The sequence below is a fragment of the Microbacterium sp. che218 genome, from assembly GCF_040436305.1.
Taxonomy (GTDB): Bacteria; Actinomycetota; Actinomycetes; order Actinomycetales; family Microbacteriaceae; genus Microbacterium; species Microbacterium algihabitans.
In genome coordinates this window covers 1276257-1301348 of record NZ_AP031501.1, presented here as the reverse complement: position 1 = coordinate 1301348, position 25092 = coordinate 1276257, and the positions used below count along the sequence as shown (strand labels likewise).

Here is a 25092-nt window from a genome sequence, read left to right as displayed (position 1 = left end):
GTCGGGCTCAGAAGAAGCGGAACCGCTCGGGACCGAGGTCCCACGGGTCGCGGTCGAGGTACTCGGCGGCGGCGCGGAACACGGCGCCCTCGATCATCATGCGGCGGTGCAGGTCGTCGTCGTGGTGCGGATGACCGAGCCGCTCGATCGGCACGCGATAGAGGATGATGCGCTTCTCGTCGCGCAGCACCGTCCAGCGCGGGATGCCGTCGGCTGCCGCCGGAGGCATGATGCCGATCTCGAACGAGACCTCGCGCAGATCGGACCACGCGGAGCGCAGGAACTCGGCCGCCGCGCCGACGGCGACGTCGAAGCGCTCGACGCGGGTGTCGATCGGGGGGAGGGGCGGACGAACGATCGGGCTGCGGTTCTCGCGGCCGTGCCGCCCGTGACGCGAGGGGCGGGCCACGGGTCGCGCTTCGCGGGACCGACGACGCATCATGCGTTCATCCTACGTTCGCGGGCCGACCCGCGGTCATCCGGCGGACGCCGGACGGCACGCGGGTCGGCATCGGCGCGGGAGACGCCGGGGCGGACCGCGATCGACTCACGGGACGACGACGACCTTGCCGGCGACGCGCCCCGCCATGGCCTCGGCGTGCAGGGCGGGCAGGTCGACGAGGTCGATGCGCCGGTCGACCTCGACGGTGAGCTCGCCCGCGTCGACGAGAGCGACGATCTCGGCGAGCCGCGGGGCGTCGGCCCGGACGAAGACGGTCTTGGCGTCGACGCCACGGCGGTCGTCGCCGGGGGTCGCCATGAACGCCGTGGTGCTGACCACCACCCCGCCGTCGCACACGAGGTCGACCAGGGCGGCGAAGTCGTCGGGGTCGAGAGGCGCGAGGTTCAGCAGCACGTCGACGGGTTCGCCGACGGAGTCGAGCAGTAAGGCGCGCGTGCGGTCGACGATCTGATCCGCCCCCGCCGCACGCACGGCGTCGAGGCTGCGCGGGCTCGCCGTCGCGATGACGTGCGCCCCGGCGCGGTGAGCGAGGCGCACAGCATGGACGCCCACGGCTCCTCCCGCGCCCACGATCAGCACCCGCTGACCGGCGCGCACCCCGCCGTCGTCGAATAGCGCCTGCCACGCGGTCAGCGCGACCGAGGGGAGGGCGGCCGCATCGACGAGATCGACGGCGGTGGGAGCCGCCGTGACGGCGTCGGCCGGGGCCACGACGTACTCCGCGGCACCGCCGTCGGTCTGCATCGGGAGGAACCCGATCACCGGCTGGCCGATCTCGAGGTCGTCGACGCCGGCGCCGATCGCATCGACCGTGCCCGACACGTCGTAGCCGGGCACGTGGGGGAGCTGGACGGGAATGGGGAGGAATCCGGCGCGCATGCCGTTGTCGGCGGCGTTGAACGCGGATGCCGCGACCTTCAGCCGCACCTGCCCCGGGCCGGGTGTCGGCAGCTCGACGTCGTCGAGTCGCAGGACGTCGGGTCCGCCCACTTCGTGGAATCGCATGGCCTTCATGGGGTGTCCTCTCCTTGGTGCTTCGGATTCGAAGCAATATCGGAACGCTAACACTGCTACGAACTCGAAGCAAGATAGGATCTGGATATGACACGGAATACCGCGGAGGTCACCCCCACGCAGCTCCAGGCGTACTTCGCCCTCACCGAGGTGAGCAGCCTGCTTCGGCACGCGGTCGAGAAGCAGCTCCGCGATGCCGGCGATCTGAGCTACGTGCAGTTCCAGCTGCTGGCGACCCTGGGTGACAGTCCCGACGGGCGCCTGCGCATGACGGATCTGGCCGACCGGGTCGTCTACAGCCGCAGCGGTCTGACCTACCAGGCGCAGGTGCTCGAGGGGCGGGGGTTGGTGACCAGGGCGCCGTCGCCCGACGACGAGCGCAGCGTCGTGGTCGCCCTCACCTCGGCGGGGCGCGACGTGCTCGGCGCCGTGTTCCCCGGCCACATCGATGCGTTGCACCGCCTGCTCTTCTCGTCGCTCAACGACGCCGACATCGCCGACCTGGCGCGGATCCTGCAGCGCGCCGCCGACCACCTGCGGGCGGATCCGCCGAGATCCGCCGCCCCGCGCCGACGCAAGGCATGACGCGCCGGGCGATGCGCGGCGCGGCGTCGGCCCGGTGTCGGAGGGGGTGGCTAGGCTGACCGCGATGCGCGACAGACTCTGCTCGAAGGTGGGATGCGCCCGCGAGGCGATGAGCACCCTCACCTACGACTACGGCGACCAGATGGCGGCCCTCGGCCCGCTGGGCCCCGCCGCTGATCCGCACGCCCACGACCTGTGCGCGATCCACGCCGACCGCCTCTCGGTCCCCAAGGGCTGGGTCGTCGTGAGACACGAGACGCTGCGCGCCTGAGTGGCTGCCCGCCCTGTCGGGGGTGAGGCACGCGTCATGTCGCGGCGCCGATCATCGGCGACTCCCGCGGTCAGGCGCGCTCGGTGAGGGCCGCAGCCCGCTCGTTCTCGAGCAGCAGGGCGCGGTACTCCCGGTCGCGGCGCACCGACGACACCGCCCGCACGAGCATCTCGGCATCCACCGGGGGGACGGGCGAGACGTGCGGGCGCACGGACTCGGCCAGCGACGCGGCGACGCGGGCCCGTGCCGCGGGCTCGAGGGCGTCGGCGCCGCGCACGAACTGCGCCATGCGCGCGGCGAGCCGGTCGGGCAAGCGTGAGACGTCGGCGACGGCCGCCCACTCCTCCATACCCGGGGGTAGTCCGGGGGCCGGCGGGGGAAGACGGCGCGTGCGCGTGCGCTCGCTCGCCGTGCCGGCCAGCAGATCGCCCAGGCGCTGCGCGCGCGGCGTGAACATGCCGATCACGGCGGCGATGGCGCCGAAGGTGAACCAGATCTCGAGCACGCCGGTGAGAGCGCGGATGAGGGCCTGACGGAAGCCCGCGGCCCCGCCGTCGGTGCGCACGATGCGCGCGCCCACCGCGAGCCGGCCGAGACTGCGGCCGCGGGAGAGGGTCTCGACCACGGTCGGAATGGCGACCATCGCGAGAACGAACAGCGAGATGACGCCGATGCCGATGGCCGACTCGGGAAGCGCCCCGTTGGTCACCAGCGCCGTGAGCAGGATGGCCCCGCCGATGAGCACCGCGGCGCCGACGACGAAGTCGATGAGGCACCCGACAGCGCGCAGGAAGAAGCCGATCGGCTGCACGTCGAGCGCGACGGCCTCGCCCGTCAGCGTCTCCTCGGTGCTCTGGTGCACGAGAGCGACCGCGGGAACGGGGGTCGACGACGAAGCCATGCGTACAGTTGACCACATGGACCTCGACGCCCTCACGGCCGCGCGGCGGGACGAGTGGGCGCGCCTCGACGAACTGGGCCGTCGCCGGCGCCTGCGCGGGGCCGAGGTCGACGAACTCGTGACGCGCTACCGCGCGGCATCCGCCGATCTCGCCGACATCAAGACCTCCGCCGGCCGCACGCCCGAGGGCGACTACGTTTCGGTGCTGCTCGCCCGCACGCGCCTGCGGCTCACCGGGGTGCGCGAGAACGTGCTGAAGCAGCTGCCGCGGTTCTTCGTGCTGCAGCTCCCGGCCGCGCTGTACCGCGTGCGCTGGACGACGCTCGGGGTGGCGGTCTTCTTCGTGATCGTGGCGACCCTCATGGCGCTGTGGATCTCGGGTGATCCCACCGCCGTCGCCTCTCTCGGTGCCGAGAGCCAACTGCAGAACTACGCCGACGAGCAGTTCGTCAGCTACTACCGCGAGAACCCGAACGCGATCTTCGCCGGCACCGTCTGGACCAACAACGCGTGGATCGCGGCGCAGTGCGTGCTGTTCGGCGTCACCGGCATCTGGCCGGCGATGGTCATCATGCAGAACGCCGTCGGTGTGGGGCAGTCCGCCGCCATCATGATCGCTTTCGACCGGGCAGACGTGTTCTTCCAGTTCATCCTCCCTCACGGCCTGCTCGAGCTGACCGCGATCTTCGTCGCGGGGGCGGCGGGCCTGCAGATCTTCTGGGCGTGGGTCGCGCCGGGCCGGCGCACGCGGGGCGAGGCGCTCGCGGCCGCCGGGCGCTCGCTGGCCACGATCGCGGTCGGGCTCGTGTTCGCCCTCGCCCTCTCGGGTGTCGTCGAGGGCTTCGTGACCCCGCGCGAGTGGCCCTGGCCGATCAAGATCGCCATCGGTGCCGCGGCCCTCGGGGTGTTCCTCTTCTACATGCTGTGGGTCGGGCGTCGCGCAGCGCGAGCGGGCGAGACCGGCGACCTCACCGAGTACGAGGCCGGAACCCCGACGCTCACCGCGGGCTGACGGCATCCGGTCATTCGGGTGATCCATCGCCCCGCGTTCCCGACCGTTCCCCGGCGTGTCATTTTTGATTCACTCAAAATTAGCTAGGCTGGCGACATGCTCGACAGTCAGCCGGATGCCGCCGCGGATGCCCTCATCCGCGGAGCCGGGCTGCGGGTCACGGCGACACGCGTCGCCGTGCTCGACGCCCTCCGCGTCCGGCCGCACGCCACCGCCGACGACGTCTTCGACCGCATCGTCGGCTCCCTCCCCGGAACGAGCAAGCAGTCGGTGTACAACGCGCTCCGCGACTTCGCCGACGCGGGACTCGCCCGCCGCATCGAACCCGCCGGCCACGCCGGCACCTTCGAACTGCGCGTGGGCGACAACCACCACCACGTGGTGTGCACGCACTGCGGCCGCATCGACGACGTGGACTGCGTCGTCGGTTCGGCGCCGTGCCTGCACGTGCCGGAGGGGAGCGGTTATCTCGTCGAGACCGCCGAGGTGACGTTCTGGGGCGTGTGCTCCGATTGTCGAGCCGAATCCGAAGCCGAAAAACCGAGAGGATCCCGATGAGCGACACTCTGAACGGATGCCCCGTCTTCCCCGACGGCGCCGCCCCCGACGACAACCGACTGCCGGTGGGCGAAGCCCCCGCCGACAGCGAGCCCGCGGGCGCGCTGCCCCACCCCACCCAGGGATCCGCCAACCGCGTGTGGTGGCCCGAGTCGCTGAACGTCAAGATCCTCGCCAAGAACAACGCCCTGCGCGACCCGCTCGACGAGGGCTTCGACTACAAGGCGGCCTTCGAGGCGCTCGACCTCGCCGCCGTGAAGGGCGACATCCAGCAGGTCATGACGACCTCGCAGGACTGGTGGCCCGCCGACTTCGGCCACTACGGCCCCCTCATGATTCGGATGGCCTGGCACAGCGCCGGCACCTACCGCGTGACCGACGGTCGCGGCGGATCGGGCGCGGGAATGCAGCGCTTCGCCCCGCTGAACAGCTGGCCCGACAACGTCAACCTCGACAAGGCGCGGCGCCTGCTGTGGCCGATCAAGAAGAAGTACGGCCAGTCGATCTCGTGGGCCGACCTCATGATCCTCGCCGGCAACGTCGCGCTCGAAGACATGGGCTTCCCGACCTTCGGCTTCGCCGGCGGCCGCACCGACGTGTGGGAGCCCGATGACGATGTGTACTGGGGTCCCGAGACCACGTGGCTCGGCGACGAGCGTTACACGGGCAACCGTGAGCTCGAGCGCCCGCTCGCAGCTGTCCAGATGGGCCTCATCTACGTCAACCCCGAGGGTCCCAACGGCAACCCCGACCCGCAGCTGTCGGCCCACGACATCCGCGAGACGTTCGGCCGCATGGCGATGAACGACGAGGAGACCGTCGCCCTCATCGCCGGTGGCCACACCTTCGGCAAGACGCACGGCGCGGCGAGCGACTCGCACGTGGGCGTCAACCCCGAGGCCGCCGACATCAACGACCAGGGTCTGGGCTGGAAGAACAGTCACGGCACCGGCAAGGGCGACGACACGATCACCAGCGGCCTCGAGGTGACCTGGACCTACCACCCCACCCGCTGGGACAACGAGTTCTTCCACATCCTCTTCGGCTACGAGTGGGAGCTGTTCCAGAGCCCCGCGGGCGCCCACCAGTGGCGCCCGGTCAACGGCGGCGGCGAAGGTCTCGTCCCCGAGGCGCACTCCGACGGCCGCCGCGAGCCCCGCATGCTGACCAGCGACCTGGCGCTGCGCGTAGACCCGGCGTACGAGAAGATCTCGCGCCGGTTCGCCGAGGACCCTGCCGCGTTCCAGGACGCCTTCGCCCGCGCCTGGTTCAAGCTCACCCACCGCGACATGGGACCGCGCGAGCGTTACCTCGGCTCCGAGGTGCCCGCCGAGGTGCTCGTGTGGCAGGACCCCGTGCCCGCCGTCGACCACCCGCTGATCGACGAGGCGGATGCCGCTGCGCTCAAGAAGCAGATCCTCGACAGCGGCCTCACGGTGCAGCAGCTCGTGACCACGACGTGGGCCGCGGCATCCACGTTCCGCGGTAGCGACAAGCGCGGTGGCGTGAACGGCGCGCGCATCCGCCTCGAGCCGCAGAAGAGCTGGACGGTCAACAACCCCGAGCAGCTGGCATCCGTTCTCTCCGTGCTCGAGGGCGTCAAGGCGGCCTTCGACGCCCAGGGCGAGAAGAAGGTGTCGATCGCCGACCTGCTCGTGCTCGCGGGCAACGCCGGTGTCGAGCAGGCCGCCCTCGCCGGCGGCGTCGAGGTCGAGGTGCCCTTCACCCCCGGCCGCACCGACGCCTCGCAGGAGCAGACCGAGATCGAGTCGTTCCGCTGGCTCGAGCCGGTCGCCGACGGCTTCCGCAACTACGCCTCGCGCTCGACGCGGCTGCCGGCGGAGTTCCTGCTGCTCGACAAGGCCAACCTGCTCACGCTCACCGCTCCCGAGATGACCGTGCTGGTCGGCGGCCTGCGCGCGATCGGAGCCAACTGGGACGGCAGCGACTGGGGCGTGTTCACCGACACCCCCGGCGCCCTCACCAACGACGTGTTCGCGAACCTGCTCGACCTCGGCACGACGTGGAAGCCGCTCGACAGCGGCAAGCACGCGTTCGAGGGCACGAAAGACGGCTCGGGCGAGAAGGTCGGCATCGGCACCCGCGTCGACCTGGTGTTCTCGTCGAACTCCGAGCTGCGCGCGCTCGCCGAGGTCTACGCCTCCGACGACGCCAAGGAGAAGTTCGTGCGCGACTTCGTCGCCGCCTGGCGCAAGGTCACCGAGCTCGACCGGTTCGACCTGGTCTGAGCCGCGGCATCCGGAAGGCCCGTCCCCTCGTGGGGCGGGCCTTCCGGCGCGTGGGGAGCGCCGCGTTGCGAGCAGACCATGTCCCACTACTGGCTGTCTGGGCGGGGGTCGGGCAGCCCTTTTCGTGACATGCTCTGCGCGGAGTGGGACGCGGGGTCGGGGGTGACCATGTCCCACTTCTGGCTGTGCGGGCGGGCGTCAGGCAGCCTCTTTCGGGACATGCTCTGCGCAAGGGGGGACGCGGGGTCGGGGGTGACCATGTCCCACTTCTGGTTGTCTGAGCCGGCGTCGGGCAGCACTTTTCGGGACATGCTCTGCGCGGAGTGGGACGCGGGGGACTGAGGAGGGGGCCGGATGCCGCGCGGCTCAGGCGCGCGCGAGGCGGCGCAGGCCCTCGTCGAGCGAGACCGCGGGCATCCACTGCAGGTCGCGGCGGATCTCGGTCTGGTCGAACCAGTGCGCGGTCGACATCTGCTCGGCGAGGAAGCGCGTCATGGGCGGCTCGTCCTCACCGGGGCGCACGGCCCACACGCGCTCGATGAGCGATCCGGCGGCCTTGGCGAGGCCCGCGGGCACGCTGAACCGCGGGGGCGTGACGCCCGAGGCGCGGCAGATGCCCGCCAGCAGGTCGCCGACCGGCCGCGGTTCGCCGTTGGTCAGCACGTAAGCGCGACCGCTGACCTCGTCGACGCGGTGGAGGGCGGCGACGATCCCGGATGCCGCGTTGTCGACGTACGTGGAGTCGATGAGCGCCGTGCCGCCGTCGAGCAGCGGCAGCGTGCCCCGGCGGGCGCGCGCGACGACGCGCGCGATGAGCTGCGTGTCGCCCGGTCCCCACACGAGGTGCGGGCGGATGGCGACGAGGGCGGTGCCGCCCCCGGCGCGGGAGAGGGCCAGCAGCTCGGCCTCGGCCTTCGTGCGGGCGTACTCGCCGTGCGCGGCCTGCGGATCGGCGGGCTCGGCGTCGACACCGGCGAGGGCGTGACCGGCGTGAGCGACCGAGGGCGACGACACGTGCACGATGCGGGCGACCCCGGCCGCGGCCGCGGCGTCGAGCAGGGTGCGCGTGCCCTCGACGTTCACGGCGCGGAACTGCGCCGGGTCTCCCGCGAGGGAGACCTTCGCCGCCAGGTGCACGATCCCGTCGATCCCCTCGAGGGCGGATGCCACGGCATCCGGATCCGTCACCGAACCCAAGCGGTCGTCGGCGCCGTCGATACCCGAGGGGCGGCGCTGCAGGGTGCGCACCTCGTGCCCCGCGTCGTGCAGGGCGCTGACGACCGCGCGGCCGAGGAACCCGGACGCACCGGTCGCGAGCACCTTCACGGCGCGCTCGGCTTCTCGCCCGCGAGCACGCGCTCGGCCCACGCGGAGACGCGGGTGCGGTCGATCTTGGAGTTGTGCCGGATGTCGGTCGGCAGCGTCGGCACCACCAGCACCGCCGCGAGGCGCTGCGCGGTGGCGGCGCGCACGGCTTCGGTGAGCTCGGGCGAGGCCAGGCCCGGGCGACGGGCCCCCGTCTCGACGACCGCGACGACGACCTGGCGGCCCGCGGGTCCGACCCCGACCGCCGCCGCGCGCTGCACGGCCGCGACGGTCTCGACGTCCTGCTCGATGCCCACCGGGGTCACGGGACCCTCGGCGGTGGTGATGACGTGGGGGAGACGCCCCTCGACCCACAGCCGGCCCTCGGCGTCGAGGTGCCCGACGTCGCCGGTGCGGTGCCACCGCTCGCCGAGGCCGCGGCGGGCCTCGCGGTCGGTGAGGTGAAGGCGGAAGTAGCCGCGCTTGAGATGCGGTGCCGAGATGACGATCTCGCCGGTGACCCGAGGCTCCGTCGTCGTGTCATCGGACGAACGGCCGAGCTCGTCGAGAGGGGCGATGCGCACCTCGCCGGTGCCGAGCGGACGACCCACGCACACGCCGCGGTCGCCTGCGGCGGCCTCGATCTCGGGCAGGGTCACGTCGGCGACGAGCAGGCACTCGGTCATGCCGTAGGGGGTGTGCGCGACGGCATTCGGCATGAGGGCCTGCGCCCGACGCAGGAGGTCGATGCCCACGGGCGCGCCGGTGGAGAGGAACGTCTCGACGCGCGAGAGCGCGGCCCGGTCGGCATCCGTCAGCCCTCCGGCGGTCGCGACGACGTTGGCCACCGCGGCGGGCGAGAGGAACACGATCCGCGCGTCCGAGGCGCGCACGGCGGCGGCGACGGCTGCGGCGGTGAGGGTGCGCGGGGCCGAGACGTCCATGTCGGGCGTCGCCGAGCGCGTGCCGAGGGCGGGGCCCAGCAGAGCGAACGGGGCGAAGCCGGTGACCAACCCCGTGTCGGCCGTGACGCCGAAGTGGGCGGCGAGGGTGTCGCGGAGGGCGGAGAGCTGCGCGTGCGTGTACACGACGCCCTTGGCCGGCCCCGTGGACCCCGAGGTGAACAGCACCGCGGCGTCGGCGTCGGCGGCAGGAGGTGCGGGCAGGGGGCGGCCCCGACCGGCGCGAGGGAGGTCGGAGAGGCTCGCCTCGACCCCGAGCGCCCGCGACGATGCGGCGGGAAGCGCGGCGGCAGAGATGCGTCGCCCCGGCCAGCCGAGGGCACGGGCGGCGGCGAGGCCGGCCACCTCTCCGATGACGACGTCGGGCACCGCGCCGCGCACGGCACGGGAGAGACCCCGGATGCCGAGACCCCGGTCGGCCACGACGACCACGGCCCCGATGCGCAGGCACGCGTACAGCGCCGCGGTGAGGGTGGGACCGGGCTGCACGAGCAGCGAGACGCGGTCGCCGGCGCGGACGCCGAAGGCGTCGAGGCCCGCGGCGAGCTCGTCGACCCGCGTGGACAGCTGACGCCAGCTCACGTTCAGGGGGCCGTCGCCGCGCGAGGTCGTCATGTCGATCACGGCGGTGTCGTCGTCGTCGCGGCGCGCGTCGAGGGCATCCCACAGGCGGCCGGTGGGGGCCGGACGCTTCCGCGACGAGGCGCGGCGCGTGCGGGCTGGTGCCGGCGCGGCATCCGGAACCTTCTCGTCGAGCCAGTCGAGCACGACGTCGGCGTAGGGGCGCTCCTCGGCGAGGAGGTGCCCGGCGCCCTCGAAGCGGTGCACGTCGGCGTGGGGCAGACGCTCGGTGAGGTCGTCGAGGTGATCCTCGCCGAACACCGGATCTTTCGGACCCCGCAGCAGCAGCGCCGGCACCTCGAGCTCGCGCAGGCCCGCCGACATGCGGTGCAGGGCGGGGGTGCTCTCGTGCGCGGGGGTCGCGGGGATGTCGGCGACGAACCCGCCGATGCCGCGCCGACGTGCGATCGTCGCGTACGGGGCGCGGAACGCCGCGCGCACGGCCGGGTCGAGGTCGGCGAGGGCCAGCGTCACGTCGAGGAAGGCCGTCGTGCCGGTCGTGCCGGCGGCGAGCATGCCGCGGGCCGTCGCCACGCGCAGCGCGAAGGGCAGCTCGGCCCCGTCGGGGTGATGCACAGCGGTGTTCAGGGCGATGACGGCCGCGAGGCGGTCGCGGTTCTCGACGGCCCACCCGAGCGAGACGGGCCCGCCCCAGTCGTGACCGATCGTGACGATCGGGCCCCGGATGCCGAGCTCCGTCACGAGCGCGTCGAGATCGGCGATGCGCTGGGCGAGGGTGCGGCGCAGCGGGGTGCGCTCCGAGAAGCCCATCTCGAGCTGGTCGACGGCGACGACGCGCCAGGGCGTCGCCCCCGCGTCGGCACGGGCGAGAGAGGCGTTCACGAGGGCGCGCCACAGGTACGACCACGTGGGATTTCCGTGCACCGCGACGATCGTGCCGCGCGGCTCGATGCCGCGTTCGGCGAGGGCGTCGCCGGTGTCGAGCACGTGCCAGAGCCGGGTCGCACCCGCATCGGCGAGCACTCCGTCGACGCTCACGAGCCGCGAGAGGGCGGGATCGAGACCGGGGAGACCGGCCGGGGGCAGGGTGGCCTGCGGACCGATCGCGCGGGGGTGACTCACCAGGCCAGCTCCAGCATGCCGGTGTTGAGTCCGGAGCCCACTCCCATCAGCAGCACGCGATCACCCCGCCGCAGCGTCTTCTGCTCGGCGGCCAGGGTGATGGGGATCGAGGCCGGGCCGACGTTGCCCAGTTCGGGGTAGGTGACCGGGACGCGGTCGCGGTCGAGCTTGGCGGCACGAACGATCGCGTTGGTGTGCACCGACGAGACCTGGTGGGTGACGTAGCGGTCCATGCCCGTCCAGTCGAACTCGCCCTTGGCCTCTTTCCAGGCCGACACGACGAGGTCGAGGCCGCCCTTGAGCAGCGCCTTGGCGTCGGTGAACATGCCGTCGACGCTGCCGACGCAGAGATCGTAGAACTGGGTCGCCGCGCGCGTCACGCCACCGACGATGCGATGGCCCTCGGGGTGGTCGCTCGCGCGACCGAGCACGGCGGCGGCCGCACCCGAGCCGAGGGTGAGGGAGGCGAACTCCTGCATGAACGCGTCGCGGTCGAGGTCCTCGCGCACGAGGCGGTTGATCGTGTTGACCTGGATCTCGTCGGCGTCCTCGCCGTTGACGATGAGGGCGTACTTGACCTGACCCGACTGGATCATGCCGGCGGCCAGGCTCATGCCGTTGATGAAGCCGAGGCAGGCGTTGGCGACGTCGAAGTTGATCGCCGAGCTCGGCAGGCCCAGACCGTGGTGCAGGCGCACCGCGACCGAGGGCTCGAGGTGCTTGCGGGTCACCGAGGTGTTGATGATCAGGCCGATCTCGCTGGGATCGACCCCGGCCTCGGCGAGGGCCTGCTTGCCCGCGGCGATCGTGGCCTCATCGGATGACTCTCCGTCGGCCCAGTTGCGGCGTTCGTTGACGCCCGCCACGCGGCGGAGAAGCCCCGGCTTGAGCTTGAGTCGCTTCAGCGCGGGAGCCAGACGCTCCTCGATGTCATCCGACGTCGTGATGCGGCTGGGCAAGACGCTCGCCACCGACACGAGGGCCACATCGTCGAAGTGCGTGGTGGCGTTTCCTGGCAAGAGAGCTCCCGCATCCTGTGCGTAGACGGCAGAGCCGCGCACGGAGGGGACGCGCAGACGGCTGGAAGGGTACCCCCCAGGATAAGCCGCGTCGTATGTCGCGGGCTGCATGCGGGCTGGACGTGCTAAAGGCGACCGGCGGCCTTGAGCGCGAGATAGCGGTCGGCCACGAGCGGCGGCAGGTCGTCGGCCGAGGCCGAGACCGCGTCTCCTCCGGCGCGCACGACCGCGTCGCGCACGCGCTGCGCGTCGTGGCGAGCGCGTTCGACGGCGGCGGCGGCGTACACGTCGGCCGCGTCGTGGTGAGCGGGCACCTCGCCGGGGCCGTCGGTGGCCGTGGCCACGAGCAGGCGTGAGCGCGCGGCGACCGAGGGGAGGGCGGCGAGGAAGGCGCGCGCGGCCTCGGGGTCGTCGGCCGCGGTGAGCAGCACGATGAGGGCAGGGCGCACCGCGAGCCCCCGCACCTGGGCGAGGGCGGCGTCCCAGTCGGTGTCGATCAGCTGCGGATCGACCGGGGCCATGGCGTCGACGAGGGCGGGCAGCAGCTGCGCGCCCTCGACGCGCGTCACGCGGGCGCGGGGCACGCGGTCGAACATCACGAGGTGCACGTGATCGCCGGCCCGCGAGGCCAGCACCGACAGCAGCAGCGCCGACTCCATCGCGGCGTCGAGGCGCACGCCGTCGCCGACGCGCGCCGCAGCCGTGCGGCCGGTGTCGATGACGATGACGACGTGCCGGTCGCGCTCGGGTCGCCACGTGCGCAGCATCGTGGTGCCGGCGCGAGCCGTCGCTCGCCAGTCGATCGAGCGCACGTCGTCTCCGCGCACGTACTCGCGCAGGCTGTCGAACTCGGTTCCCGGGCCGCGCACCTGCAGCGTGGTGTTGCCGTCGAGCTCGCGCAGGCGCGCGAGACGCGAGGGCAGGTGCCGGCGCGAGGTGAACGGGGGCAGCACGCGCAGGCGGGCCGGGGCGTCGACCACGCCCTGGCGGCCGGCGAGACCGAGCGGCCCGGCCGCCCGCACGACGACGAAGGCGCTGCGCAGCTCGCCGCGGCGGCGGGGGAGCAAAGGGAGAGGCGCCCCGCGCCGCTCACCGGGCGGCACCGTGAACCGCTGGCGCTCCGCGGGGGCGCCGGCGGTCGGCTGCCACGCGTCGCGCACCCGCGCCCGCAGCGTGCGGGTGCCGAGGTTGCGCACGCGCAGCTCGCCCGCGACCGGCTCGTCGAGCAGGGCGCGCTCGGGGTGCGTGCGGGTGATCTCGACGCGTCGCGGATCGGCGGCCAGAGCGCGGTCGACCAGGGCGAGCACCGCGCAGAGCAGCAGCCAGCCGCCCGCCACGGCCCACGCCGACAGCCCCGCCGTGCTCAGCAGCACGAGGGGGACGACGCCGAGGGCGACGAGCAGGGCGAGACGGCCGGTGACGAACATCAGATCGGAACGCGGGTCTGCTGCAAGACCGAGGTGAGGATGGCATCGACCGACACGCCCTCGATCTCGGCCTCGGGCCGCAGGCGGATGCGGTGGCGCCACACCGGCACGAGCATGGTCTGCACGTGGTCGGGCGTGATCGCGGGGTATCCGCCGAGCCAGGCCCAGGCCTTCGCCGCCGCGAGCAGGCCCGTGGTCGCACGCGGGCTCACGCCCAGCAGCACCGAGGGGCTCTGGCGCGTCGCGCGGGCCAGGTCGACGACGTAGCCGAGCAGGTCGTCGTCGACGGCGACGGATGCCGCGGCCCGCTGCGCGGCGAGGATCTCGGATGCCGTGACCACGGCATCCACCCCCGCCTCTTTCAGGCGTCGAGGGTCGAAACCGGCGGCGTGGCGACGGAGCACATCGACCTCGGCCTCGCGGTTCGGCAGGTCGACGACCAGCTTGAGCAGGAAGCGGTCGAGCTGGGCCTCGGGCAGCGTGTACGTGCCCTCGTGCTCGATCGGGTTCTGGGTCGCGGCGACGAGGAAGGGATCCGGCAGGGGGCGGCTCTCGCCGTCGGACGAGACCTGGCGTTCCTCCATTGCCTCGAGCAGGGCGGCCTGGGTCTTGGGAGGGGTGCGGTTGATCTCGTCGGCGAGCAGCACGTGCGTGAAGACCGGGCCCGCGCGGAACTCGAAACCGCCGGCGCGCGCGTCGTACACGAGCGAGCCCGTGACGTCACCGGGCATGAGGTCGGGCGTGAACTGCACCCGCGCGGTGTCGAGGCCCAGCGCCCGGCTGAACGAGCGCACGAGCAGGGTCTTGGCGACGCCGGGGACGCCCTCCAGCAGCACGTGCCCGCGCGAGAGCAGCGCGATGAGCAGACCGGTGACGGTGCCGTCCTGCCCGACCACGGCCTTGCCGACCTCGAGGCGCACGCGATGCATCGCCTCGCGCAGGGCCGCGTCGTCGGCATCCGGGGCGCCGTTCGCCGGGGTCGACGGCGACTCGGGCGCTGCGTCGGCCGGCTGCGCGGGCGCGGTCTCGGCCGGGAAGGCGGGCGCGGGCCAGGTGGGCGATTCGGGGCTGTCGGTCATCGTGTGGTCCCTTCGGGTCGGACGGCGGCGCGCACGCTCGCCTCGAGATCGCGGAGTCGGTCGGCGGCCGCGACCAGGTCGCGATCGGTGGTCGGGGTGTCGTCGACGAGGATGCCGCGCACGACGGAACGGTCGGCGCCCAGGCGTTCGGCGACGGCGTCGGCGACCTCGGTGGCGGGGGTGCGGTCGGTCAGGCCGAGCAGGCGCACGAGCCGCGCGCGGCTGGCGCGGCGCAGCTCGTCGAGGGCGTGCCCGGCGTCGCGCGCCGAGGCGTACAGACGGGCGCGCCCCTCGGTGGTCTCGTTCGCGCGCACCGTGACGGGCAGACGTTCGACCACGAGCGGGCCGAAGCGCCGCCCGCGCCAAAGTGCTGCAGCGAGAGTGGCCGCGAGGAGCAGCAGGAGGGCGGGGGTGACCCACGGCGGGGTCAGATCGCCGAGGGTGGGCGGAGCCGAGCCGGGTGCCGCGTCGGTGGGTGAGGGCACGTACCAGACGATCGTGGCCGTCTGCCCGAGCACGCCCAGGGCCAGGGCCGCGTCGCCGTCGGCGGGCAGGGTCGAATTGGTCAGGACCGCCAGGCCGTCGAGCGCCGTGACGGTCCCTCCGGCGGGGCGGTCGGCGGTCAACAGCGTGAACTCCCCGTCGACGGGGAAGCAGCCGGTGACGTCGTCGCCGGGGGTCATGAGCTCGCCCGTGCGGGCGGCACCCGCGTTGTCGGCAGCGGGGAAGGAGCAGTCGGCCCGCACCGCAGTGCCGTCGGAGAACCCGCCCAGCGTCGACTCGTTCAGCAGCACCGAGAGGGCGCGCGAGCGGGGCTCGACGAGCACGACGTGGCGTGCGCGGTCGGCGAGCGCGGTGAGCGTGTCGTCGGACAGCATCGGGGCGTCGCGCATGACGAGGGTCGCGTCGTCGGCGGCGAGGGCACGCTCGGCGGCCTCGCGATCGCGGGCGACGACGACCCGTGCGCCCTGCTGCTCGAGCAGGCGCACGACGGCGCGCGTGCCATCGGGCCCGGCCGACTCGGGGTCGAGCACGGCGCGTTGCGAATAGCCGCCGTAGACGAACGACCCGCCGACGAAGGCGACCACCAGCAGCCCGACGACGAGCGCCACCCACCCGAGAGCGCTGCGGCGCCGCGAACGGGCGGGAGCGGCGACGCTCACGGGGCGTCCACCGGCGTCGCGCGAGCCCGCACCGCGGCGTCGTCGAGGTCGGAGATGACCCGGTAGCGCTCGGCCGTGCCGGGTCGACGCAGGTAGCGCACGTCGTCGAAGATCGTCGCGGCGTCGTCGAGGGCGTCGGCGAGGCTCGGGAGGGCGCGGGCCGCTTCACGCGAGAAGGCGCGCACGGTCGCACCCGGCGGCGGGTCGACGAGCCCGCGCTCGCCGAGTCCGCGCGCGAAGGCGCGGAAACGGAGCACGATCGCCTCGTCCCATTCGCCGCGCGCGGCGGCGGCGGCCGCATCGGCGCGCAGTTCGGAAGCGGAGCGCGCGTCGTCGTCGTCGAAGAGCGCCTGTGCGGCGGGGGCGGCGCGGTTCGCGACGCGCGGTCGACCCCAGATGAGCACGGCGACCACGATGAGCGCGATCACGATCACCGCGATCACGATGAGGGCGGCCGGACCCCACCCGTCGGTGTCGGGCACGCGCAGGAGGTCGCCGAGGAACTTCGCGACGGCCTGGGCGATGCGGTCGATGAAGGTCGGCTCGGCAGCCTGGTACGACGGATCGCTCAACTCCTTCTCAGCCCACTCCCGCGCCTGGTCGGGATCGGGCAGCAGGGGGAAGGTCGCGGCGAGGGCGGGGAGCGCGATCATTCGCCTCCGCCCGAGCCGGGGGCCGCCCACGCCGTGGGGGCGGGCGGTGCCGGCGGCGCGGGGGTGTCCGCCGCGGGCGGGTCGGCACGCGGGGAGTCGCTGGTCGACGGGGGAGCCCACGAGGGATCGCGCGGCGCCGGTGCGGCCGCCGGGGCGACGGGGGCGGGGGCGCCCGGGGCGGGTGCGCCGTACGCGGGCGGCGCCGGCGGGCCGGACGGGGCCTGTGCGGGAGCGCCGGAGGGGGGTTGAGTCGGAGCGCCGTAGCCGGGCTGCCCCGGGCCGCCGTACGGTGCGGCACCGTACCCCTGCGCCGGTGCGCCGTACCCCTGCTGCGGGCCGACGGCACCCGCGCCGTACGCCGGCGCGCCCCACCCGGCGTAGGCCGGGGCGGACCCGACCGGGGCGGGAGCGGGTCGCTCGACCACCCGACCGACGCCCACCAGGTAGGGGTCGGGCAGAGAGGTCGCCCCGGCGTCGCGCTGCTCGACGTAGGTCTGCAGGTCGTGGTCGAGGGCTTCGACGCGCATGCGGGCGTCGACGTAGACGAGCGCGGCGGAGGTCGACTGCACCACGAGAGCGATGCACTGCACGAGAAGGATGGCGAGCTGACCGATGAGCTGCACCACGAGGTAGCCCACGAACGCCTCGACTCCGGAGCTGCCCGTCGGATCGACCAGCACCGGGATGAGACCGCTGACGAGGCTCAGGGGGATCGCCACGATCTGGGCGACGATGCCGAAGGCGATCGAGATGATCAGGAGAACCCCGAGCGTCGACCAGAACCGGCCGCGCGTCAGGCGCCATGAGCGTGCGACCGCGCGGAAGACCCCCGCACGTTCGAGGATGATGACCGAGGGCACGAGGAAGAGCTTGGGCGCGAGCCACAGATAGCCGGCGACCAACACCATCGCCAGCAGGATCCCGACGACGACACCGACCCAGATCACGCTGATCACGAGCAGAGTGACGATGCCCACGACCACCCCGACCACGATCAGGCCGGCGAGGGCGCTCAGGGCGCTGTAGCCCACGAGGCGCCAGAAGACCGGCTTCACCCGGGCCCACACTTCGCGCAGGCGCGGCTTCTCGGACACCACGGCGTGCGCGACCTCGGAGACCACGACGCCCTGGACCACGACGCTGAGCGCGCCGGTGGCGAGGCCGAGCACCAGGGCGGTCGCGGCGGTGATGACGGTGGAGCCCGCGAGGATCGCGTTGAAGTCGTCGCTGCCGGGGGGAACGGTGTCGAGCCGGGCGAAGCTCGCGATCGCGACGCCGCCCACCGCCGCCGTGAGCACGACGTAGGCGATGGCCTGCACGATGAGCGCGAAGCCGAGCAGCACCTTCGGGTTGTGTCGCAGCGCGACGAACGAACGGCTCAGGATCGTGCCGAACCCGTACGGGTGCAGCGGAACGATGCCGGGGCGGGATGCCGGGGTCCAGGCCGGATACGCGGTCACGGTGGCGCCTCCTCGTCGCGTGGCGATGTCCTCATCGTGTCATAGACCTCCGACACGCACGCCTGCCGTGCGGGCACGTCGACTACTCTCGATACGACGTGCCCCCACCCGGGGCGTTGTGCCCGTCCCCGAGCGGGTTTCGAGACGGAAGACGTACACCCGAATGACTTCACGGATCCTGGTCGTCGACGATGACACCGCACTGGCCGAGATGATCGGCATCGTGCTGCGCACCGAGGGATTCGACACGGTGTTCTGCGCCGACGGAGCCCAGGCGGTCGACGCCTGGCGCACCGAGCGTCCCGACCTGATCCTGCTCGACCTCATGCTCCCCGGCGTCGACGGCATCGAGATCTGCACGCGCGTGCGGGCCGAGTCCGGCGTGCCGATCATCATGCTGACGGCCCGCACCGACACCGCCGACGTGGTCAAGGGGCTCGAGTCGGGTGCCGACGACTACATCATGAAGCCCTTCAACCCGAAGGAGCTCGTGGCGCGCATCCGCACGCGCCTGCGTCCGACGCAGGCCGCGGTCGATGAGACGCTCCGGATCGGAGACCTCGTCGTCGACGTCGCCGCCCACGAGGTGCGGCGCGGCGACAGCCCGATCGCGCTCACACCCCTCGAGTTCGAGCTGCTCGTCGCGCTCGCCGAGAAGCCCCAGCAGGTGTTCTCGCGCGAGATGCTGCTCGAGCAGGTGTGGGGCTACCACTACAAGGCCGACACCCGCCTGGTCAATGTGCACGTGCAGCGCCTCCGCGCCAAGATCGAGGCCGATCCCGACAACCCGCGGATCGTGACCACCGTGCGCGGCGTGGGCTACCGCGCCGGCGCGGTGGCCTGAGCGGGCCATGACCGGCGCGGTGCGGACCCTGCCGCCGCCGAGGCGACTGTCGCTGCGCGACTGGAGGTCGCTGCGCGACCGCTTCGCCACGCTGTGGCGCCGATCGCTGCGCTTCCGCACGATCGTGATCACCGTCACGCTGACGGCGGCGACCATCCTCGTCACGTGCGTGGCGATGGCCCTCGTCATCCAGAACGAGCTCTTCACCGCCCGCAAGGACCAGGTGCTCCTCGAGGCCCAGCGCGCGACCGCGGCGGCCCAGGCTACTCTCGATGCGGCCGTGGACTCCACCGATCCGGCCGCGGCGCAGACGCTGATGAACGGCATCGCGACCCGGCTCTCGCAGCAGTCCTCGAGCGACCTGATCGCGCTCTACCGCATCGGGCCGCCCTCGCCGCTGGCTCCGCAGCCGTTCATCTCTCCCGCGTTCCAGTCGAGCATGGTCACCGAGGCGATGCGCACGCAGGTGCAGTCGAGCCCCGACCTGCAGTGGTGGCAGTCGGTCGCCCTGCCCACCGACAACGGCCGCGAGGTCCCCGGTATCCTCGTCGGCCATCAACTGCGCTTCCCGGCCGAAGACGGCGTCGATTCGTACGAGTTGTACATGGGGTACGACCTCACCAGCGCCTCGCAGACCCTCGCGTTCGTGCAGGTGCTGCTGTGGGTCGTGGGTCTCGTGCTGGTGCTGTTGATCGGGGCGATCGCGTGGTTCGTGCTGCGCTCGGTGACGACGCCGATCGCGGATGCCGCCGAGACCAGCGCCAAGCTCGCGGCGGGCGACCTCGGGGTGCGGTTGCCCGTGCGCGGAGAAGACGAGCTGGCGACGCTGAACCGCTCGTTCAACGCCATGGCCGACAGCATCGAGCAGCAGATCAAGGAGCTCGCCGACCTGTCGCTCGTGCAGCAGCGCTTCGTGTCCGACGTGTCGCACGAGCTGCGGACTCCGCTGACGACGATCCGCCTGGCCGCCGACATGATCAACGATCAGCGCGCGGAGTTCGATCCCGCCACGGGTCGCGCCGCCGAGCTCCTGCACGCCCAGGTGCAGCGCTTCGAGGTGCTGCTGACCGACCTGCTCGAGATCAGCCGGTATGACGCGGGGTCCGTGCAGCTCGAGCTCGAGGCCACGAGCCTCGCGCACCTGGCCGAAGACGTCATCGACTCGATGGAGCAGCTGGCCGAGGGCCACGGCTCCGACGTGCGGCTCGTCGCACCCGGCGGCTACACGCCGGTCGAGATGGACGCGCGCCGCGTGCGCCGCATCGTGCGCAACCTCCTCGGCAACGCCATCGAGCATGGCGAGGGGCGCCCCATCGTGGTGTCGGTCGACAGCGATCGGGATGCCGTGGCCTTGGGCGTGCGCGACTTCGGCCTGGGCATGACCGCCGACGACGTCGAGCGGGTGTTCGACCGCTTCTGGCGCGCCGACCCCTCGCGCGTGCGCACCATCGGCGGAACGGGCCTGGGCCTGTCGATCGCCCTCGGCGACGCGCGTCTGCACGGCGGCACGCTGGCGGTGTGGTCCGAGCCGGGCCGCGGCTCCAACTTCGTGTTGACCCTGCCGCGCGACGGCAAGCCCGTGAGCAGTTCGCCGCTGCCCCTCGTCCCCGACGACGAGCAGGGCGGCGCCCTGGAGGCGCTGGGACTGACCCAGCCGATCTCCACCCGACCCGGCGTGAGGAGGACCCCGTGAGGCGCGCTCTCGCCCTCGTCAGCCTGACCCTCGTGCTTGCGCTCGCCGCGTGCACGGGGCTGCCGACCTCGGGATACGTCAACCCGGGTCGCGGCCCGCAGACCGACGACACCCAGGCGTTCGCGTTCGTCCCCGACGGCCCGCAGGACGACGCCGCGCCCGCCGACATCGTCGAGGGGTTCCTGCGCGCCGGTTCCGGCCCCGCCGACGACTGGGCGACCGCGAAGACGTTCCTCGCGCCCGGCACCCAGTGGGATCCGCGCGCGAGCGTGACCATCGACCGTCTCGCCGACCGCCGCGCCACGGCCACCGACGACGGCACCGGGGTCACGGTGTCGCTCGCCACCGTGGCATCCGTCGACTCTTCCGGCGCGTATGCGCCCGCGGCATCCGGGACCGCCGTCAACCTCGCGTTCGCCCTCACCCAGATCGACGGGCAGTGGCGCATCACCGCGGCCCCCGACGGCGTGGTGCTCTACGAAGAGGTGTTCCCGACCGTCTACCAGTCGGCCTCGATCGCCTACTTCGACCCGACGTGGAGCTTCATCGTGCCCGACGTGCGGTGGTTCCCCCGCGGGTTCGTCGCCAGCCGCGTCGCGACCGCCCTCGTCGACGGCCGACCGAGTCCGTGGCTCGCCGGAGCCGTGCGCTCGGCCTTCCCCGACGAACTGTCGCTGGTGGGCCGCTCCGTCACGCTCTCCTCGAGCGGCGTCGCCCAGGTGCAGCTGCCCCCCGCGGCGTTGAGCCTGGACCGCACGACGCTCGACCGGATGCAAACGCAGCTCGCCCGCAGCCTCGTTACGGCCGGCATCAGCGACGTGCAGATGACGGTCGAGGGCACTCCCGTCACCGCCTCCGAGGTGCCGGTGCGCGTCACCCGCGTCGATCCTTCGCCGGCGGTGCTGACCACCGCGGGGCTGTTCGGCTCGCTCACCGGCGACACCGTCGAGGCGATCGACGGCCTCTCCGACGCCGTGGAGTCGCTGGCCCCGACGGCCGTCGAGCTCGAGGCCGATCGGTCTCTCGCGGCGGTGCGCACCCAGCAGGGGCCGGTGGCCAGCGCCCTCGCCGACGGGCAGACCTTCCTCCTCGACGATCGTCCCGGACTCATCGCGCCCTCGATCGACGCCGAGGGCGCCATCTGGAGCGTGCCGTCGAACGCGCCGAACCAGGTGCGCGTGATCACCGCCGAAGGAGTGCCGCGCCAGGTGGGCAACGCCTGGCCCGACGCGTCGGAGATCACCGCGATGCAGATCTCGCGCGACGGCACGCGGGTCGCGGCGATCGTGACGGTCTCGGGGACCCGCGAGGTGTGGGTCGCCGGCATCGAGCGCGAGGGCGGCGAGGTCACCCTCGGTGCCCCGCACGTGCTGTCGTTCTCGCAGCAGGGGGCGTTCGACCTCGCGTGGCTCGACGACACCAGCGTCGGCGTGCTCGTCGCGGTCGACGGGGGCAGCCTGCTGCGCGAGCTCAACGTCGGAGGGCGCGGAACCGAGTCGGCCGCGCCGGACGGCGCGCGCACGCTGGCGGCCGGCAGCACGAGCGTTCGCGTCCTCGACGACTCCGGTCGTCTGTACAGCCGTCGCGGCAGCTCGTGGACCCTGGTGGCCACCGGCATCCGGGTGCTGGCGGGTCAGCAGGGCACGACCTCGTAGCGGCCGACCCCTCCTCCCCAGCGGTGTGTTCCGCCGTTCCCTCCCCGAACGGGGGTGAGCGGGCGGTGCGTCCGTGCCGTGTCGGCCAGCGTGGGGGAATGCCCCTCGCCTCCGTCGTCGCCGCAGCCTTCGGCGACGCCCTGACGTTCTGGTTGCCGGTCTCGTGCGCGGGATGCGACGCGATCGACGTGTCCCTCTGCTCCGGATGCCGCGACGCCCTCGCCCCGCGCTGCGTTCGGCGCCCGCTGGCCCCCGGCCTCACCGTCACCTCGGCCCTGCCCTTCGACGGTGTGGTCGCGCGCACCATCCGCGCGCTGAAGGAGGACGGTCGCACCGGCCTCGCGCGGGCCCTCGCACCCGCCCTCGACGTCGCGCTGCGCGCCGCGGTCCCGGTCGGCGCGCGGGTGACGAGCGTGCCCGGATCCCGCGCGGCGTTCCGGCGACGGGGCTACCGACCCGTCGACCTGCTGGTCGCCCGAGCGGGGTGGCGCACGCAGCGGCTGCTCCACCTGCAGCGATCGACGCTCGATCAGCGCGGGCTGGGCCGTCACGCGCGCCGGCGCAACCTCGAGGGGGCCCTGAGGGCGCGCCCCGTGACGGGCACCGTCGTGGTCGTCGACGACGTCGTGACCACGGGGGCGACCCTCGTCGAGGCGGCACGGGCGCTGCGCGCGGCGGGGGCCGATCGCGTGATCGCGGTCACCCTGGCGGCCACGCCGCGTCATCACGGCGATGCGGGATGAATCGGTGAGCCGGAAGATGAATCAGGGGTGATTGCAACGTGACATGAGGGTGGCCGCGCACTAGCGTAAGGATGACTGAAGGCGACGGACGTTCCGCCCTTAGACCGGGCGGAACCCGGAACAAGGAGGTCACGGATGGACACCAACATCGTCGGCGTGGGAGTCGGTATCACCGATCGTTTCCGCTCGGTGGTCGAAGAGAAGGTCAGCCGCATCGAGCACCTGGCGCCGCGTGCGCAGGCGCTCGAGGTCAAGGTGACGCATCGCTCCTATCGCAACGGACGAATGGAAGACGATACGGTCGAGCTCACCCTCGACGGCAAGGGCCCCGTCGTGCGGGCTGAGGCCACCGACGCCGACAAGTTCGCCGCTCTCGACCTCGCTGTCGACAAGATCTCGGAGCAGGTGCGCCGCGCGAAGGACAAGCGCGTCGATCTGCGCAACCACCCGCGCGGCGCGAAGTTCGAGAAGGGCACCGGAGAGATCGCGGGCATCGACGTCGAACCCGCCTCGGTCGAGGTGCTGCGCGCGGTCGCGACCGGCTCGGTGCCGGTGCAGGCCGACACGGCCGACGAAGAGGACTACTGCCCGGTCGTGATCCGCCAGAAGGAGTTCGAGGCGGAATGGATGACCGTCGAAGACGCGGTCGACCGCATGGAACTGGTCGGCCACGACTTCTTCCTGTTCATCGACGCGCGCACCGATCACCCCAGCGTCGTCTACCGCCGCAAAGGCTGGGACTACGGCGTGATCGAGCTGGCGACGCAGGCTCAGCCTGCCGTGCCGGTCGCTTCCTGACCTGTACCCACGACACGACGCCCCTGGCCGGAAGGTCGGGGGCGTCGTCGTTTCGTGCTGCGCGCGGCGCGTTCGTCGCGCCGAGGGTCAGCCGTCGAAGATGTCGCCGAGGAGCGATCCGATCACGAGGCCGCCGAGCATGCCGCCGACCATGTTGCCGCCGCCCATGCCGCCCCCGCGGCCGTAGCCGCCGCCCCGGCCGTAGCCGTTGCCGCCCCAGTCGTCGGGTCGTGACTGCTCGATGTCGCGCTGGGCGATCTGCAGGGCCTCGGATGCCAGGGAGCCGGCGCGACGCGCGGTGGCGAGGGCCGTCTCGCGGTCGTCCTCGGAGATGGGGCCGAGGGGGAGTCCGGCGCGCAGTCGCTCCGCCTCGACGAAGCGCGTGCGGGCGTCGGCGCCGATCCAGCCGCGGTGACCGGTGATGAGGCCGCGCGCGACGGCGATCTGCCGATCGGCATCGTCGATGGCGTGGTCGACCTGATCCTGGGAGGGCACCGGCCGGGCGGCGCGCTCGCGCGCGAGGTCGAGGTCGGCGTTCGCCTGGCGCAGCGACGACAGGGCCGCGAAGGGGTCGCTTCGCGTTCCGGATGCCGGCAGGGTGGTCAACGCCTGCTGCAGCGTCGCCATCGCCCGGGTGACGACGGGGGTCTGCGGGCCGCGTCGCGCTTCGATGAGGTCGTTGCGCGAGTCGTCGACGACGGCGGCGAGGGTCGACTCGGCGCGCAGCGCTTCGATCTCGAAGGTGTCCACGGCGTCGAGGAGCGATTCGGCCCGGCGCACGGCCTCGGTCGCGGCCTCGAGGGCGACGGACGCCTGCTCGCGCTGACCGGCGTCGCGACGGCGCTCGGAGACCGAGGCGGTGTGCACGGCGAAGTCGAGCAGCTGCTCGATCTCTTCCGGGTTGCCGCCGATCTGCGAGAGGGCGGAGTCGCTGTACCGCCGCGAGAGGCGATCCACGACCTCGCGGGCGTTCGGGATGCGCTCGGCGAGGCGGTCGCGGTCGGCGCGGACGCGGGCGAGGATCTCGGGGGCGCGTCGCACGGCGTCGATCTTGGGCTGCAGCACCTGGGTGCGCTCTTCGAGCAGGTCTTCGGCCCACTCCGAGAGCTGGATGATGCGCGCGTTGCGCGTGCGCAGCTCTTCTTTGGTGTCGGGGATCTCGTCGTGGTTCAGCTGGTGCAGCCGGAACGCTTCGGCGAGGTGCGTCCGCACCGACTCGAGGGCCGCCGCCAGGTCTTCCGTGGCCTTGTCGCCGAGCTCGGCACGGGCGAAATCGAGCTCATCCGAGGTGAGGCGCACACGTTCGTCAGCCGCGACGATCGCGAGTTCCGCTCGGCGTGCCAGGTCGGCATCCGCCGCGTCTTGTTCTTCGCGCTTCCTCTTGCCCCAGAAACCGGCCATGGCTCGATCCTAAGCCGGTGTTTCCCGCCCCCAGCCGTGTGTTCGCTGCGGGCGCGAGCGGCTCTTTCGGATTGCGGCCTGCTCGCAGGTCACGAACGGGTAACACGGATAACATGGGCAATGTATGCCTGTT

The 25092-nt window shown here is 72.7% G+C and carries 22 protein-coding genes; 10 read left to right on the top strand and 12 right to left on the bottom strand.

The window, feature by feature from the left end; genetic code table 11:
• Positions 1-7: 7 nt before the first annotated feature.
• Positions 8-442, bottom strand: a complete 435-nt coding sequence (locus ABXS86_RS06155) for a hypothetical protein (protein WP_230704316.1) — start codon at positions 440-442, stop codon at positions 8-10.
• A 105-nt stretch (positions 443-547) separates the two neighbouring features.
• Positions 548-1477 carry an NADP-dependent oxidoreductase gene (locus ABXS86_RS06150; RefSeq protein WP_353665949.1) on the bottom strand — a complete coding sequence of 310 codons (930 nt, stop codon included), beginning with the start codon at positions 1475-1477 and terminating at the stop codon, positions 548-550.
• A gap of 87 nt (positions 1478-1564) precedes the next feature.
• On the opposite strand from ABXS86_RS06150, the gene ABXS86_RS06145 reads away from it, so the two are divergent.
• Positions 1565-2062 (top strand): MarR family winged helix-turn-helix transcriptional regulator, encoded by a 498-nt coding sequence (locus ABXS86_RS06145; protein WP_353665948.1) that lies wholly within the window; start codon positions 1565-1567, stop codon positions 2060-2062.
• Positions 2063-2126: 64 nt separating this feature from the next.
• Positions 2127-2333: a DUF3499 family protein gene (locus ABXS86_RS06140; RefSeq protein ID WP_353665947.1), complete on the top strand. Its 207-nt coding sequence runs from the start codon at positions 2127-2129 to the stop codon at positions 2331-2333.
• A 70-nt stretch (positions 2334-2403) separates the two neighbouring features.
• On the opposite strand, the gene ABXS86_RS06135 is transcribed toward ABXS86_RS06140, so the two are convergent.
• Positions 2404-3234, bottom strand: a complete 831-nt coding sequence (locus ABXS86_RS06135; RefSeq protein WP_353665946.1) for an RDD family protein — start codon at positions 3232-3234, stop codon at positions 2404-2406.
• 16 nt (positions 3235-3250) lie between these two features.
• On the opposite strand from ABXS86_RS06135, the gene ABXS86_RS06130 reads away from it, so the two are divergent.
• From ABXS86_RS06130 to katG, 3 genes are all read left to right on the top strand, one after another.
• Positions 3251-4246, top strand: a complete 996-nt coding sequence (locus tag ABXS86_RS06130; RefSeq protein WP_307209731.1) for a stage II sporulation protein M — start codon at positions 3251-3253, stop codon at positions 4244-4246.
• 96 nt (positions 4247-4342) lie between these two features.
• Positions 4343-4804 (top strand): Fur family transcriptional regulator, encoded by a 462-nt coding sequence (locus ABXS86_RS06125; RefSeq protein WP_353665945.1) that lies wholly within the window; start codon positions 4343-4345, stop codon positions 4802-4804.
• Positions 4801-7053 (top strand): catalase/peroxidase HPI, encoded by a 2253-nt coding sequence (gene katG / locus ABXS86_RS06120; protein ID WP_307209734.1) that lies wholly within the window; start codon positions 4801-4803, stop codon positions 7051-7053. The genes ABXS86_RS06125 and katG overlap by 4 nt, the downstream gene beginning before the upstream one ends.
• Positions 7054-7419: 366 nt before the next feature.
• Here the strand turns inward: katG and ABXS86_RS06115 are convergent, their stop codons facing one another.
• The 8 genes from ABXS86_RS06115 to ABXS86_RS06080 all read right to left on the bottom strand — a co-directional run bounded on the left by ABXS86_RS06115 (position 7420) and on the right by ABXS86_RS06080 (position 17825).
• Complete coding sequence (locus tag ABXS86_RS06115; protein ID WP_353665944.1) at positions 7420-8379, bottom strand: NAD-dependent epimerase/dehydratase family protein; 960 nt, start codon at positions 8377-8379, stop codon at positions 7420-7422.
• Entirely contained in the window at positions 8376-11024 is a 2649-nt protein-coding gene (locus ABXS86_RS06110) for an alpha/beta fold hydrolase (protein ID WP_353665943.1), read from the bottom strand. The genes ABXS86_RS06115 and ABXS86_RS06110 overlap by 4 nt, the downstream gene beginning before the upstream one ends.
• Positions 11021-12043: a 3-oxoacyl-ACP synthase III gene (locus ABXS86_RS06105; RefSeq protein ID WP_154096019.1), complete on the bottom strand. Its 1023-nt coding sequence runs from the start codon at positions 12041-12043 to the stop codon at positions 11021-11023. Before ABXS86_RS06105 ends, ABXS86_RS06110 begins: the two co-directional genes overlap by 4 nt.
• A gap of 125 nt (positions 12044-12168) precedes the next feature.
• On the bottom strand, positions 12169-13470 hold the full coding sequence (locus tag ABXS86_RS06100) for a DUF58 domain-containing protein (RefSeq protein WP_307209740.1): 1302 nt from the start codon (positions 13468-13470) through the stop codon (positions 12169-12171).
• The gene (locus ABXS86_RS06095; RefSeq protein ID WP_353666228.1) at positions 13470-14399 is read right to left on the bottom strand and encodes an AAA family ATPase; all 930 of its coding nucleotides are present in this window, start codon (positions 14397-14399) and stop codon (positions 13470-13472) included. Before ABXS86_RS06095 ends, ABXS86_RS06100 begins: the two co-directional genes overlap by 1 nt.
• Before the next feature lie 146 nt (positions 14400-14545).
• On the bottom strand, positions 14546-15712 hold the full coding sequence (locus tag ABXS86_RS06090; protein ID WP_353665942.1) for a DUF4350 domain-containing protein: 1167 nt from the start codon (positions 15710-15712) through the stop codon (positions 14546-14548).
• Positions 15709-16365 carry a DUF4129 domain-containing protein gene (locus ABXS86_RS06085; protein WP_353665941.1) on the bottom strand — a complete coding sequence of 219 codons (657 nt, stop codon included), beginning with the start codon at positions 16363-16365 and terminating at the stop codon, positions 15709-15711. The genes ABXS86_RS06090 and ABXS86_RS06085 overlap by 4 nt, the downstream gene beginning before the upstream one ends.
• On the bottom strand, positions 16362-17825 hold the full coding sequence (locus tag ABXS86_RS06080) for a glycerophosphoryl diester phosphodiesterase membrane domain-containing protein (protein WP_353665940.1): 1464 nt from the start codon (positions 17823-17825) through the stop codon (positions 16362-16364). The genes ABXS86_RS06085 and ABXS86_RS06080 overlap by 4 nt, the downstream gene beginning before the upstream one ends.
• A gap of 163 nt (positions 17826-17988) precedes the next feature.
• Between ABXS86_RS06080 and mtrA the strand changes: the two genes are divergently transcribed.
• From mtrA to hpf, 5 genes are all read left to right on the top strand, one after another.
• Positions 17989-18669, top strand: a complete 681-nt coding sequence (gene mtrA, locus ABXS86_RS06075) for an MtrAB system response regulator MtrA (protein WP_144828821.1) — start codon at positions 17989-17991, stop codon at positions 18667-18669.
• A gap of 7 nt (positions 18670-18676) precedes the next feature.
• Positions 18677-20362 (top strand): MtrAB system histidine kinase MtrB, encoded by a 1686-nt coding sequence (gene mtrB, locus ABXS86_RS06070; protein WP_251504435.1) that lies wholly within the window; start codon positions 18677-18679, stop codon positions 20360-20362.
• The gene (locus ABXS86_RS06065) at positions 20359-22017 is read left to right on the top strand and encodes an LpqB family beta-propeller domain-containing protein (protein ID WP_353665939.1); all 1659 of its coding nucleotides are present in this window, start codon (positions 20359-20361) and stop codon (positions 22015-22017) included. Before mtrB ends, ABXS86_RS06065 begins: the two co-directional genes overlap by 4 nt.
• A gap of 98 nt (positions 22018-22115) precedes the next feature.
• Entirely contained in the window at positions 22116-22760 is a 645-nt protein-coding gene (locus ABXS86_RS06060) for a ComF family protein (RefSeq protein ID WP_353665938.1), read from the top strand.
• 135 nt (positions 22761-22895) lie between these two features.
• A complete protein-coding gene (gene hpf, locus ABXS86_RS06055; RefSeq protein WP_353665937.1) occupies positions 22896-23558 on the top strand; it encodes a ribosome hibernation-promoting factor, HPF/YfiA family in 663 nt (220 codons plus the stop codon).
• Positions 23559-23645: 87 nt separating this feature from the next.
• Here hpf and ABXS86_RS06050 read toward each other — a convergent pair whose 3' ends face one another.
• Positions 23646-24959, bottom strand: coding sequence for a hypothetical protein (locus tag ABXS86_RS06050; RefSeq protein ID WP_353665936.1), 1314 nt, complete (start codon positions 24957-24959; stop codon positions 23646-23648).
• Positions 24960-25092: the final 133 nt, after the last annotated feature.

Excerpts from the sequence above, each read along its gene's own strand:
- ABXS86_RS06155 (WP_230704316.1), bottom strand. The coding sequence starts at position 442 with ATGATGCGTCGTCGGTCCCGCGAAGCGCGACCCGTGGCCCGCCCCTCG.
- ABXS86_RS06150 (WP_353665949.1), bottom strand. The coding sequence starts at position 1,477 with ATGAAGGCCATGCGATTCCACGAAGTGGGCGGACCCGACGTCCTGCGA.
- ABXS86_RS06145 (WP_353665948.1), top strand. The coding sequence starts at position 1,565 with ATGACACGGAATACCGCGGAGGTCACCCCCACGCAGCTCCAGGCGTAC.
- ABXS86_RS06140 (WP_353665947.1), top strand. The coding sequence starts at position 2,127 with ATGCGCGACAGACTCTGCTCGAAGGTGGGATGCGCCCGCGAGGCGATG.
- ABXS86_RS06135 (WP_353665946.1), bottom strand. The coding sequence starts at position 3,234 with ATGGCTTCGTCGTCGACCCCCGTTCCCGCGGTCGCTCTCGTGCACCAG.
- ABXS86_RS06130 (WP_307209731.1), top strand. The coding sequence starts at position 3,251 with ATGGACCTCGACGCCCTCACGGCCGCGCGGCGGGACGAGTGGGCGCGC.
- ABXS86_RS06125 (WP_353665945.1), top strand. The coding sequence starts at position 4,343 with ATGCTCGACAGTCAGCCGGATGCCGCCGCGGATGCCCTCATCCGCGGA.
- katG (WP_307209734.1), top strand. The coding sequence starts at position 4,801 with ATGAGCGACACTCTGAACGGATGCCCCGTCTTCCCCGACGGCGCCGCC.
- ABXS86_RS06100 (WP_307209740.1), bottom strand. The coding sequence starts at position 13,470 with ATGTTCGTCACCGGCCGTCTCGCCCTGCTCGTCGCCCTCGGCGTCGTC.
- ABXS86_RS06095 (WP_353666228.1), bottom strand. The coding sequence starts at position 14,399 with ATGCATCGCGTGCGCCTCGAGGTCGGCAAGGCCGTGGTCGGGCAGGAC.
- ABXS86_RS06085 (WP_353665941.1), bottom strand. The coding sequence starts at position 16,365 with ATGATCGCGCTCCCCGCCCTCGCCGCGACCTTCCCCCTGCTGCCCGAT.
- mtrA (WP_144828821.1), top strand. The coding sequence starts at position 17,989 with ATGACTTCACGGATCCTGGTCGTCGACGATGACACCGCACTGGCCGAG.
- mtrB (WP_251504435.1), top strand. The coding sequence starts at position 18,677 with ATGACCGGCGCGGTGCGGACCCTGCCGCCGCCGAGGCGACTGTCGCTG.
- ABXS86_RS06060 (WP_353665938.1), top strand. The coding sequence starts at position 22,116 with ATGCCCCTCGCCTCCGTCGTCGCCGCAGCCTTCGGCGACGCCCTGACG.
- hpf (WP_353665937.1), top strand. The coding sequence starts at position 22,896 with ATGGACACCAACATCGTCGGCGTGGGAGTCGGTATCACCGATCGTTTC.
- ABXS86_RS06050 (WP_353665936.1), bottom strand. The coding sequence starts at position 24,959 with ATGGCCGGTTTCTGGGGCAAGAGGAAGCGCGAAGAACAAGACGCGGCG.